Origin of the sequence: Methanosarcina soligelidi, from assembly GCF_000744315.1 — an archaeon.
Taxonomy (GTDB): Archaea; Halobacteriota; Methanosarcinia; order Methanosarcinales; family Methanosarcinaceae; genus Methanosarcina; species Methanosarcina mazei.
This window is the reverse complement of sequence record NZ_JQLR01000001.1, coordinates 3,055,196-3,067,117: the sequence shown is the minus strand read 5'-3', so window position 1 is coordinate 3,067,117 and position 11,922 is coordinate 3,055,196. Positions and strand designations below refer to the sequence as shown.

The 11,922-nt window shown below is 39.4% G+C and carries 8 protein-coding genes and 1 pseudogene; 5 read left to right on the top strand and 4 right to left on the bottom strand.

Features of this window, described 5'->3' with window-relative positions:
• Window positions 1–18: 18 nt before the first annotated feature.
• Window positions 19–1,131, bottom strand: a complete 1,113-nt coding sequence (locus M886_RS13225; protein ID WP_048036393.1) for a phosphoserine transaminase — start codon at window positions 1,129–1,131, stop codon at window positions 19–21.
• Window positions 1,132–1,445: 314 nt separating this feature from the next.
• On the opposite strand from M886_RS13225, the gene ade reads away from it, so the two are divergent.
• On the top strand, window positions 1,446–3,113 hold the full coding sequence (ade, locus tag M886_RS13220) for an adenine deaminase (RefSeq protein WP_011034812.1): 1,668 nt from the start codon (window positions 1,446–1,448) through the stop codon (window positions 3,111–3,113).
• A gap of 59 nt (window positions 3,114–3,172) precedes the next feature.
• Here the strand turns inward: ade and M886_RS13215 are convergent, their stop codons facing one another.
• Both M886_RS13215 and M886_RS13210 read right to left on the bottom strand, forming a co-directional pair.
• On the bottom strand, window positions 3,173–3,754 hold the full coding sequence (locus M886_RS13215) for a DUF2121 domain-containing protein (RefSeq protein ID WP_011034811.1): 582 nt from the start codon (window positions 3,752–3,754) through the stop codon (window positions 3,173–3,175).
• A 1,189-nt stretch (window positions 3,755–4,943) separates the two neighbouring features.
• Complete coding sequence (locus M886_RS13210; RefSeq protein WP_011034810.1) at window positions 4,944–5,636, bottom strand: hypothetical protein; 693 nt, start codon at window positions 5,634–5,636, stop codon at window positions 4,944–4,946.
• A 536-nt stretch (window positions 5,637–6,172) separates the two neighbouring features.
• Here M886_RS13210 and M886_RS13205 point away from each other — a divergent pair.
• Window positions 6,173–7,096 (top strand): pirin family protein, encoded by a 924-nt coding sequence (locus tag M886_RS13205; protein ID WP_015412894.1) that lies wholly within the window; start codon window positions 6,173–6,175, stop codon window positions 7,094–7,096.
• A 193-nt stretch (window positions 7,097–7,289) separates the two neighbouring features.
• Window positions 7,290–7,754, top strand: a complete 465-nt coding sequence (gene tnpA, locus M886_RS13200; protein ID WP_011032309.1) for an IS200/IS605-like element ISMma21 family transposase — start codon at window positions 7,290–7,292, stop codon at window positions 7,752–7,754.
• Window positions 7,755–7,823: 69 nt separating this feature from the next.
• On the opposite strand, the pseudogene M886_RS13195 reads toward tnpA, so the two are convergent.
• Window positions 7,824–9,300: pseudogene (locus M886_RS13195) on the bottom strand (IS1182 family transposase); the annotation flags it as partial.
• A gap of 535 nt (window positions 9,301–9,835) precedes the next feature.
• Here M886_RS13195 and M886_RS13190 point away from each other — a divergent pair.
• The gene (locus M886_RS13190) at window positions 9,836–10,936 is read left to right on the top strand and encodes a hypothetical protein (protein WP_048038008.1); all 1,101 of its coding nucleotides are present in this window, start codon (window positions 9,836–9,838) and stop codon (window positions 10,934–10,936) included.
• Between the two features lie 200 nt (window positions 10,937–11,136).
• On the top strand, window positions 11,137–11,916 hold the full coding sequence (locus M886_RS13185) for a hypothetical protein (protein WP_011034806.1): 780 nt from the start codon (window positions 11,137–11,139) through the stop codon (window positions 11,914–11,916).
• The last annotated feature ends 6 nt before the right edge of the window (window positions 11,917–11,922 follow it).

Here is an 11,922-nt window from a genome sequence, read left to right as displayed (position 1 = left end):
ATTATTTAAAGGATTTTATTATTTAACCAAATCGTAAGCCCATTCGATCCATTCACAGAGGCATTCTAAATCCTCTTTCTCAATGGTAGCACCGCACCAGATACGCAAGCCTGAAGGGGCATCCCGGTAAGAACCGATGTCATAAGCAACTTTTTCATTCTCAAGCATTTTAATCAGTTCTTTAAGCTTTTCTTCGGATAAATCAACTTTAAAGCAGACACTGGTGCTGGACCTTATCTCTTTTGTTTCCGCTAAGAAATGGATCCAGTTATTTTTAGCAACAAACGCCTCAAAGACCGCCAGGTTTTCGTTTGTCCGCTGGATAAGTTGTTTAAGCCCTCCTACAGACTCTGCCCATTTTAATGTTGCCAGCCAATCTTCATTAGCCAGCATGGAGGGAGTGTTAATAGTAGAGCCTTCAAAAATCTCCTTATTCAGTTTACCACCTTTGGTCAGCCGGAAAATCTTGGGCAGTGGCCAGGCAGGAGTATAACTTTCTAAACGCTGAACAGCCCGCGGAGATAAAATAAGCATCCCGTGCGCACCTTCCCCACCTAAAACCTTCTGCCATGAGAAGGTAAGGACATCCAGTTTATGGTAGGGTATATCCATAGCAAATACAGCAGAGGTGGCATCGCAAAGCGTGAGCCCTTCTCGGGAATCAGGAATCCAGTCGCCATTGGGTACTTTGACTCCGCTTGTAGTCCCATTCCAGACAAAGACGACATCATTCTTGAAATCGACATTCTCTAAATCCGGTAATTTTCCGTACTCTGCCTCAAAAACTCGGGTATCTTTTAATTTTAACTGCTTGGTGATGTCGGTTGCCCATTCTTTACTGAAAGATTCCCAAACCAGAACATCAACCCCGCGGCACCCCAGCATAGACCACAAGCACATTTCAAAAGCGCCTGTATCGGAGGCCGGTACAATACCTACCAGATAATCAGAAGGAAGTCCAAGCATATCTCTTGTTCTTTTAATTGCTTCGGCCAATTTTTCCTTGCCGGGTTTGCTCCGATGTGACCGGCCAAAAGGTGCATCATTCAGCTCTTCAATAGAATAACCTGGATGTTTGGCACAGGGCCCTGAAGAAAAACAGGGATTTTTAGGAACTCTTGTTGGTTTCATTTTGTCTTATCCTTTTTGGTACTGCTATGTCTTCAGGGGATAAAAAATTTTCCAGTTACAGGCGGACATGTAAGTATAGTCATCCCCGAAGGCTTAACAGTGTATCTTTTTTTATCTTTTCGTGCTACTTTTACATGGTCGAAATCGATGTTCGTAACCAACAAAAAACCGCCTATATATTTCTATAGTTTTTTGCATTTGATGAAGATAATCGACCAATTAACCTGTATCTTCCTTTTTTATTCTTTTTCTCCAAGTTCCTAATACTGGTTTTTTGGAAAAATTTATCCATTGTTGTGGTGAAATAAACCCTCATGAAAAAGTACATGGGGATTATTGTTGACGCTATTTCCAGACGGCAGTTCAAAGGCGAAATTACCGTTGAAAACGGAAAGATCATTCGTGTAGAAGAAAAGGAACACGATAATGAGCAGTACATCCTGCCAGGGCTCGTGGATGCCCATGTGCACATCGAAAGCTCCATGACCGTACCTTCGGTTTTCGCCCGGATGGCTGTTGCAAAGGGCACGGTTGCAGTTGTCAGTGATCCCCACGAAATTGCAAACGTTATGGGGGAAGAGGGAATTGAGTTTATGCTTGAGGATTCAAAAAAATCCCCCCTGAAAGTCTATTTTGGAGTGCCTTCGTGTGTACCTGCTACACCTTTCGAATCATCGGGGGCTGTTCTGGACATAAATGCTGTTGACCGCCTGCTGGCAAAGGATGACCTGCATTACCTTTCCGAGATGATGAATTTCCCGGGTGTGATTTTGGAATTCCCGGATGTGATGGCAAAACTGGAGTCTGCCAGAAAACACGGTAAAGTTATAGACGGACACGCGCCCGGTTTAAGGGGAGCTGACCTGCAGAAATACATAGGGGCAGGGATTTCAACAGATCATGAATGTTTTGAATATGAAGAAGCTCGCGAGAAAATAGAGCTCGGGATGAAAATCCTTATCCGGGAAGGTAGTTCAGCCAGGAATTTCGAAACCCTGTATCCACTGATAGACGAATATCCGGATCATGTCATGCTATGCACAGATGATTCCCACCCTGATACCCTGATATACGAAGGACATATTGATAAGCTGATCCGGCGCGGGCAGGAAAAGGGGCTTGATATCTATAACCTCATCAGGACAGCTGTTTTCAACCCTGTAGAGCACTACGGGCTTAATGTAGGGCTGCTGCGCGAAGGAGACCCTGCGGATTTCATCATTGTGGATAACCTGAAGTCTTTCAATATTCTGAGTACATTTATAGACGGGGAATGCGTTTACGAGAACGGGAAGGTTCTTTTCCCTCTGGAAAAAGTTCCTGCTAAAAATGTATTTAACAGGAATAAAATTTCAATTGACGATGTAAAACTCGTACCCCCTGCAGGAGCAATTCAGGAGCAAACAACAGAAAAGGGGATTAAAAAAATCAGGGTAATAGTTGCAAATGACGGAGAACTGGTTACAGGCCAGGAACTTATTGTGCCAAAAATTGAAAACGGCAATCTTGTTTCGGACCCTGAAAGAGATATTTTGAAGATGGTTGTCCTGAGCAGGTATTCTGATGACCCTGTCCGTATCGGGTTCATAAAGAATATAGGCCTGGAAAAAGGCGCCATTGCAAGCAGCATTGCCCACGACAGCCATAATATCATTGCAGTGGGTGCCACAGACGAGGACATAGTTGAAACTGTTAACAGGCTGATAAAAAATAAAGGAGGCATCGCTGTCGGGACAGCAGAAAACCTTCTTGACCTCCCGCTTGAGGTTGCGGGCCTTATGAGCACCCTGGAAGGAGAAGAAGTAGCGTCCCGCTACCACCTGCTAAATGAAGAAGCCCGGAAGCTGGGAACTTCCCTCGAGTCGCCTTTCATGACCCTTGCATTCATGTCCCTTCTGGTAATTCCAGAACTTAAACTGGGAGACAAAGGGCTCTTTGATGTAACTAAATTTGAGTTTGTCGATCTTTTTGCAGACGAATAAGCAGAATAAGGAGAAGGAGGACAGAGAAGGCAGAAAACATCTTACCAGTCATTTATTTTTCAGCAGTTTCTGTCCTTTTCCACAACTTTCAAAACATCAGCATTCGATGCAGTCTGCACAATCATGAACTGTTTGCTCACAGAAGCTGTTTTTCTGGCCACAGTTTCCATGCACAGGATGAGGATCTTCACCGCATCCTGCAGATTGCTTTTTTTAGTCCAGTTATCTTTAAAACACTTGTTTGCTACCTGTTTGGTAAACTCGTTTCCGAATGCTATGAAATTGCTTCCCTTCCCCTGCGAAGTAAGAGTCATCTCAGTATTGATCAGTTCGGCTATTGCGAAATTTCCTGCCGAGGCATACAGCCTTCTTTTTTTAACGACTCCGCCTTCAGCCGAAGAAACTTCCCCTACAAGGACACCGTTTCTTTCCGAGACTTTCTCCTTGCAATCCGCAACCGTTATTTTGACCCCAAACTCCTCTGCTTTCTTTTGCATTTCCTCATCCGTAACTATTGATCCGCTGTAAAGCTCTTTTTCGAGCTTCTCTCTATCGGGCTTTTCCCCTTCAAAAGTAATTTCGCGCATATCTCCTGCCATGACTGCACCGTTCTTTCCAATAAAAGCAATAACAAGGGTCATTATAATCTGCTCCAGAACCTTTCTTTAAAAGATCTTTACTTTTAAGGTATTATATTTCTTATTGTTGAGCTGATCCAAAACTAGAAATTATCTCCCTATATCGAACTTTGAATATTAATCGATCCTCTGATCGTGAAGACCTTTCTGAGACCAATATTACCAGCCACATTTTTCTTTATCCCCATAATTTCATTATTCTTGGGATAGTCTGCAAATCACTAAACCAGTCACAATACCAGATGCTCTTGACTTTGCACTTTATTGATAGTCGTATTCAAGAAAATAGTGATGATTGGCTTGAAATTTTTTACGTTAAACTATTTTTTGCTTGAAAATAATTTTTGATATAATTTATTTTATATAATTTAGCTTATTAGTATATGCTGGAGTTGGGAAGTCGAATTGGAAAGTGGGGTATTATCTGCCACCAAAAGAATAACCTGGAGGCCGCTGATTCTTCTTCGAATCTGACATGTTTGGGGGAGCATGGTATTCGAAGAGACTGTATTGGGGGATACGGTAAACTGCGGCTCCGGTTTTCTTCTCTTAAGACTCGTTATCAAACTTAAAAATAAAAAATTCAAAAATTCAAGGGATTTATCATGAAACATCTAAAAATATGTCCAAAATGCAACGCTGATCTAAAAATGCGCTCAGATGGTAAGACCCAGTACTGTGATGTTTGCAGTTACTGGACAGAAGCAGGTACCGCAAGACTTGATTCAATAATGATTTACGCATGAGAAGCCGGCACGAAGAATTCCGAGAGTTTTCTTTAATTTCCTGCCCCGCAAACTCAAAAGCCGAGAAGTCAATTAAGCAGCTTTAATATTGAATTAAAGCTCTTGGTGACTATAAAAAAGAGTCTTCTTGGAATCTTGTTGAATTGATAATTAATCATCTTCACTTCTCGTTTAATCATTCAAAGGGGCGGGTTACCAGGTTATTGGGTATCTAAAACTAAATAAATAGATAAAGATTACTCAAAAGGGAAAAATTTCAGCTACTTCTCAGCGCATCCCTGAGATTCGGAATGTAAACATGAAGCTGATTCTAAATAAGCTGCATTCTCCAACTTCTTTTTGCCTGAGATGTTCCTGGAATTATTCTATTGTCTCTTTCCGCCTCCTTCCGTAAACCTTCTGTACTCGCCGATGAGATGAATCTGGAATTTTTTGTGTTTTGTACTTTAATGGTCTTTACAATATTCCCTGAGATTTGGAATATTGACATAAAGAGGCATTGTAAATAAGTTGTATTCTCCAGCTTCTTTTTGCCTTAGATATTCGTGGAGTTTTTCTATTGCCTCCTCCTGGACATCTTCAGGCATACAGCTACTTCTTACCATTGAAATAAACGCATCGGGTCCCTTATCCTCCATGGCTCTTATTAACCAGCATAAAATATTATGCTTTGTAGTATCATCAGGATGGTCCAGGAGCTTAAACATGGTAAAAGCATCTTCAGAAGAGATATAATCAGAGATACTAATGGAAGCCCTTGCTGAAATAACTCCTCCCGAAGTTTTGAGGATAAAAATCAAACTCTTCTTTATATCATCTCTCTCTTCTTCCGAAAATTCTGTAGAGTTGATTCCCTGAAGTCCTACTACAGTAGCTAGGATATAATAAGAGTTTTTCTTCTCTCTTAACCCTTTAAGGATGCAGCTTGCCCTTATGTCCCCGGGTATGAGAGAAGGGTGGAACAGGAGGTTGGACACTGCTTGAGGGCTGTTCCACTTCTGGAGTGTGGAACGAATTTTCTTAATATCTTTCCTATTTAATTGCTTTATATTCGATCCTATTTTCGTTAAGTCGTTCAGATCCTCTTCCTTAAGAAAAGCTTTCAGATCACGACTTATCCTAATAGAAAAAACACCCATATGCTGTATCCCCAAACATTACGATAGAACTGTGAGGAAAATATTAATGAGACTTACTGTATAGTTAGTTTTCTTTTTTTTCAACGATTAGTCCATAAATTATCTTTGATGAGTATTAACTGTATAACATGTATCTTATTGTACTTAAGTTTATTCTTTATAGACTAATTTGAAGAAAAAGTTGCTGATTAAGATCAAGTTACTAGTTTATTGATATAACAAGGTTAATCAATTAATTCATAAACAAATTCTACTACACTACTAACGCCGAAAATCATATTTTTCCAACAAAACCAAATAGATCAACTGCAATACTTACATAGGGGGGATCAGATGGGTATAAACAAAGGAATAGAAAAATCCCAGGAAGTTTACTCATCGTTAAAAATCAGGAAATTATTATCAGGAAGATCTATGATTTGGCAGGATTGCAACGTAATCACGACAACCTCCATTTGTTTCTCTTCAATCAAATGAACTTGCGGCTCAGGTTTTTGTTTCCATATGGAGGAAATGTCTTTCAAGAGGTGGTAATTATGGTGGATAATCTCAGAAAAATAAGAAAAATAAGGAAGAGTATACCAACTATCGAGGGAGCGGGGGTACACCTTAAGAGAGCTTTTGGATTCCAGCATGTTCCTGCGTTTGACCCTTTTTTGTTGTTTGATGAGTTTCGTTCGGAAAAACCTGAGGAGTATAGTATGGGATTTCCCTGGCACCCTCACAGGGGGATTGAGACCATCACTTATGTCCTTAAGGGAGAAATCAGACATAAGGACAGCCTGGGAAACAGTGGAATAATTCGGTCCGGAGAAGTGCAGTGGATGACTGCCGGGAGCGGAATTGTCCATCAGGAAATGCCACATGGGGATGAAAATAGGGCTTTATGGGGCTTTCAGCTCTGGGCAAACCTTCCGGCTGCGCACAAAATGATGAAGCCTCGCTACCGGGAGATCAAAATCAACCGGATTCCCGAGCTTTTCATGGGAAAAGGGCTGAAAGTAAGAATTATTTGCGGAGAAGTAAACGGGGTTGAAGGGCCTGTACGTGGAATAGTAACCGATCCCGAATACCTGGATGTGGCAGTCCCGCCAGAAGAGAAGTTTTTCCATATAACAGTTCCTGGTTATACTGTTTTTGCATATATTATTGAGGGCAGTGGACATTTCGACAGAGAAAAAGGTGCCTGTGCTTTTGAGGTTGAAGGGGGAAGATACCTTGACCAGGCAGAGGACTGTATAATAGATAAGGAGTCCCTGGTCCTTTACGGGGATGGGGATTCTGTTGAAGTGACTGCAGGGGATAAAGGTGTAAGGTTTCTTCTTATATCTGGTAAACCCATCGGCGAACCTGTCGCCTGGTACGGGCCGGTTGTCATGAACACTAAAGAAGAGTTGAGAGTGGCCTTTGAAGAATACAGACAGGGTTCTTTTACCAGATACCGGGAGAAAAGAAAATAGATTTACTCTTATTACTAAGGGAGCGCAGAGGGTCACGAATACCCCATCCTTTAGGGTGGGGATGAAGTGAACCCTCGCCTCTGCGTTTTTCACTTTAAATATCTTAATCCTTGCTTTTTTTGTAAAATAAGCTTGTTTTTGGCACCATAGCCACCGATGGTGCCATCCATCTATGGCTAGGATGTGATATCAGTTGGAATTACACAGTTTTAGCCATGGCTATGGTCAGATTACCTACCACATCGTGTTGGTGCCTAAGTATCGATACAGTATATTCTACAATAAGCGAATTAAAAAAGATTGCGAGTTAATTTTCAGTAACATTTGCACTAAAAATGGCTACAAAATACATGCAATGGAAGTAGTAGACAATCATGTTCACTTGTTTCTGGAATTCCATCCAAGTAATTCTCTGTCAGAGGTAATTCAATATTTGAAAGGAGGCAGTTCTTACAGACTGTTCAAGCTCCATCCTGATCTTAAAAAACAGTATTGGGGTGGAAGTCTATGGTCAAATGGAAAGTTCTATCGATCCGTTGGAAACGTAACTGCTGATACAATTAAGCATTACATTAAAGAATCGCAAGGAAAACCGAGTGAAGAGTCTCAATTGTATAGATTCATGAGATCCGAGCAAAGAAAACTTGATGATTTCTAACTACCAGAACAACCGGGCGGGCGGCCCGAAGCATACCCCATCCTTTAGGGTGGGGTGGCCGCCCGCAATTTGATTAAAGTAAATCCATATCTTTCTTAAATTTATTGCTGTACATACTAAATTAAATTCATTCCTGACTGATTTTAATCCTCGTGTGAGAAATTCTCTAAACCCAAGATTCTCTTTATAGTTTCCTATTACAGGTTCTACTACCTGCTTTCTTTGTCCGTATATTTTTTTGCTACTTCTGTTTTCATTTTATCTGCTAATTGCTTTCTTTCTTTATAAAAATCAGCTATTTTTAAATGTCTAATTCCATCCTTTCTTTTTGTACAGTTTATACTAAACTCACATTTTCTGCATTCAGTACCTTTGTAAAGTCTGTATTTTTTCTTTCTTTGTCATAGCCTTCATATACAAACTTCAATTTTTGATTTTCAGGGCAAATGAATTCATCATTTTCTTCATTATACTTAAAATTACTAGTAACGAATCTAATATCGTCAACGCTTTCTGTTGATGTTTTAGTTGCTTCTTCGTGCTCTGGGATATATGGATCCAGTTTCTTTTGATTTAAAAAATGTATGTTATTTCCACTATAACATCCATTGTCTGCACATATTTTAGTGCCTTCTTTTAACAAACCACAATTTCCTTCCACAAGTTCAATCTGTGATTTCAATTGATAAGTGTCAGTTCTATCTTGACAGATCTCATTTGCAACAATAATTCCCAGTTTATGATCCACTGTTATTTGAGTATTATACGTCAGATCAAATGTTCCCTTTTTGTTTTTCATAAACCGAGATTCATGATCAGTCAAGCTCACTTTCTCAATACTATCTTTTTCAAATTCATCAACTGCTTCTTTAATTATGTCTTCAATCTCTTTTTTTCTAGTATCAGATTTATCCTTGTTTACTTGCTTTATGTACTTCGCAACTACAGCTTTTACTTTATGTTTTTCACTTTCATTCAGCTGATCGTAGCCACGGCAGTTTCCAAAATGCTCATCCTCAACTTTGTCTATTTCAATGCTTTTTTTTAATTCATTCTTAACATATTCTCCAATAACCCTTAAGACCTCTTCCAAAACTACATTGTTTTTTGATGCAGAAGCTTTTACCATGGATCCGTCAGTGCTTAACTGCTCGAGACCTATTACTCCTAGATCCTTAGCTGCCTTAACTGTGTTTTTGAACAATTCAGTAATCAGTTTCTTATTTTCTTTTCTAAAGTCACTGATTGTTCTAAAATCAGGCTGCGGATTTTCAGCCAAATAAATGTAAACTACATTTTCTCGAACACTACGAGCTATTGCTCTCGATGATCGAACTCTATCAAGCATTGACTGAAGCAAAATTTTACACATTATGCATGGGTGGTAGGCAGGATGTCCAGAGCCATCATACCTTATTTCAAATTCACTGAAATCCATTTCATCTACAAAAGATTCAACTAAGTAACAGATATGATCTGAAGGAATAAGATCTCGAATATCTGGAGGTAAAGTCCAAAATTGATTCTTTGATTCGATAAACGCCATGAAGCAAAATATTCTTAATAAATTATATAATGATTTATATATTCCGAAACAGAAACTACGATTACCTAAGGTAATTGTCGGACAGCCTGTGAAAAGCGGGGTGAAATTGTACTAGCCTTGAAGTAATCTCGCAGCCTTGGGGCTGTAAGTAGTTCAAGAATACTAAAAATCAAAATCAACACAATTATTAGCTTACTGGACGTTATATTGTACTATTCAAGTTCTTATAAAATAGATTGAATGTATATGGAGAAAATCTATATATTTAGAATCTCTCTCCATACCATCAAACAATCAATGGTCAAGGATTAGTTTCAGATTCAAAACTAGTTCAAAAATCGAATGGTTTGAGAATTTATACAGAAAAACTTATAAAGAATTAGATACAAGGAATTTATGGAGTTTGGAAGTAGTTTTCCTCAATCACCCCGAACTCCATAAAATACGCCCTATGAGGCACAATCAAGTTAGCTGTGCTTTTATTTAAGCTTACCTGATTCTGCCTCTTGGAATAATAATACTAGGAGAAAGACGAATGAGTAAGAACAAAATTACAATAGGAATACTTCTTTTGACAATGCTTGTTGGTATGGCATTGATACCATCAGCAATGGCTTTCACCGAAGAACAGCAAACCGACCTAACCAAAGATGCTGCTCAGTTAAAGATTGAAGCTTTGGAAACTGAGCTAGGTGAAGAAGGAATGAAAAAAGTTGCGGATTACCTGGAGCTTCAGGCTTCTTTACCGGATGTAGTGAAACGTATGCCATATAGGGGACTTGCTTTTTCTGCTACTGATCCTGAAAGTCAAGCTATTAAAATGAAATATATTGATAACTTCGATGTTTCCAAGGAGGAAAAAGAGAAATATAAAGCTGGACTGCAGGACATCTGGGACAGGTATCCGGATAAAATAACGAAGGATGACTACGCTTTCATGAGTGAACTGGGTCCAATGATTGACAAAGAAGCTTTCAGGGAACACACGGCTGTTGGGGTAAAGTGGGCAAGCTCTAATCATCAAGATTTTGCTTACTATGCTTGTGACGGGTCTGCTTATGGAAATTATGCAAGTGATACAGCTGATGACCCGGATGATCCTTGGTTTGAGCTTCCGGGATATCGGTACTATAATCATTACTGGGATGCTGATTGGCATGTCGGAGGCGCACCAACTAGATGTGATGGTTTTGCAGATACTGCGCAAATCTGGGTTGCTAATGGACTTCTAGAGGAAGCACATGAAGATTTTGGACTTGCCAGTCACTATTTGTCGGATACTGGCAATCCGTTCCATTCAGCTGGAGCAGTTGATCAGATAGGGAATTTCGTGGAGAATCTGTTCAATACTAATAACCATGATCTGTATGAGATTTATATATCTGATCAGTGGGACAGCGGGTATGATTTTGGTGACTATGTTAGTAGCAATACTCAGGCTATTACTGTGACTGATCCAGAACAGGCAGTGAAGGATAATGCTGATTTTAGTTCTCAGTATTTTGACTATATTTGGGACGAGATAGAGAATAATCCAGATACATTTGATTCGGATATCTACGTAGCGTACTATACTGCTCAATGTGTCCGAAATACTGCAAAATGTAACCATGGATTGTATGATTACATTATGTAAGTTGATGAAATCTGAAACGGAGTTTATGTTTAAGAAGATGCCTTCAAAGGCATCTCTTTCTTTACTATTGTATCGATTCCAAAATAAGTCCGTTGCTTAGCGGGAAATTCATTGATCCGTAGATCTATTCAAAAGCCGGTATTGTGAACATACTTCGGAATCGCAGTACTATTATTTTTTTCCTATAAATGGTGATCTAAGTGGATTTTGTTAGTCATTTCATTTTGAAAGTTAAGGAGAAGATGCCTTTAGAGGCCCTTCTTTTCGTTTTACAACATATATGGCTTGCTGTTTTTGTTTTAACATTGGGCATATCGATAGGGACAGGAATTAACTTTGGTCTAGACGTAGTCGCCTTACTGATAACGCTAGGAATGTTTGTTCTGTTTTTTATGCCGATAGTCTCTATTGGACAGAATATTGTTCAGAGCAGGAAGGATATTAGAAAAGTTTTGTGCTGTGTACCTTTACTAATCGCTGCTGTGTATCAAACTCTGGTAGTTGTGTTTGGATATACTAAATTTATGATCTATGAATCTCATCCTGATTCGTTGGTTTATGCTTTACTGCTTCCGGTTCAGAGACTGGGGGAAACCGCAATCTATCCTACAACTGATAAAATATTCTACATGGGTTTTCCGTATAACCAGCTGCCTCAATTTACAGCCTATATTATCGTTTTCCCAATCAGTTTGCTTATTTACTTATTACCTTCGATAGATTATGACAGGACGAAGATCACAAAAGAAATGAAACTAATTGCTTTGCTCCCTCTCTTTTGTGTTGCTATTCCAGTAATTGTGCAGACAGTTAAAATGAAGCTGGGATTAATCGATGAGCTTATGATTCAATTTTTCTGGTCTGAGATACTCTCAAACATAAGACTAATGGGACTCTTCCTGTTAATGCCTATGTTGAGTATCCTGTATATAAGGCACTATCAAAGAACGAAAAGAACCAATGTCGAGAATTTTACGTGAACACAG

Excerpts from the sequence above, each read along its gene's own strand:
- M886_RS13225 (WP_048036393.1), bottom strand. The coding sequence starts at position 1,131 with ATGAAACCAACAAGAGTTCCTAAAAATCCCTGTTTTTCTTCAGGGCCC.
- ade (WP_011034812.1), top strand. The coding sequence starts at position 1,446 with ATGAAAAAGTACATGGGGATTATTGTTGACGCTATTTCCAGACGGCAG.
- M886_RS13215 (WP_011034811.1), bottom strand. The coding sequence starts at position 3,754 with ATGACCCTTGTTATTGCTTTTATTGGAAAGAACGGTGCAGTCATGGCA.
- M886_RS13210 (WP_011034810.1), bottom strand. The coding sequence starts at position 5,636 with ATGGGTGTTTTTTCTATTAGGATAAGTCGTGATCTGAAAGCTTTTCTT.
- M886_RS13205 (WP_015412894.1), top strand. The coding sequence starts at position 6,173 with ATGGTGGATAATCTCAGAAAAATAAGAAAAATAAGGAAGAGTATACCA.
- M886_RS13190 (WP_048038008.1), top strand. The coding sequence starts at position 9,836 with ATGAGTAAGAACAAAATTACAATAGGAATACTTCTTTTGACAATGCTT.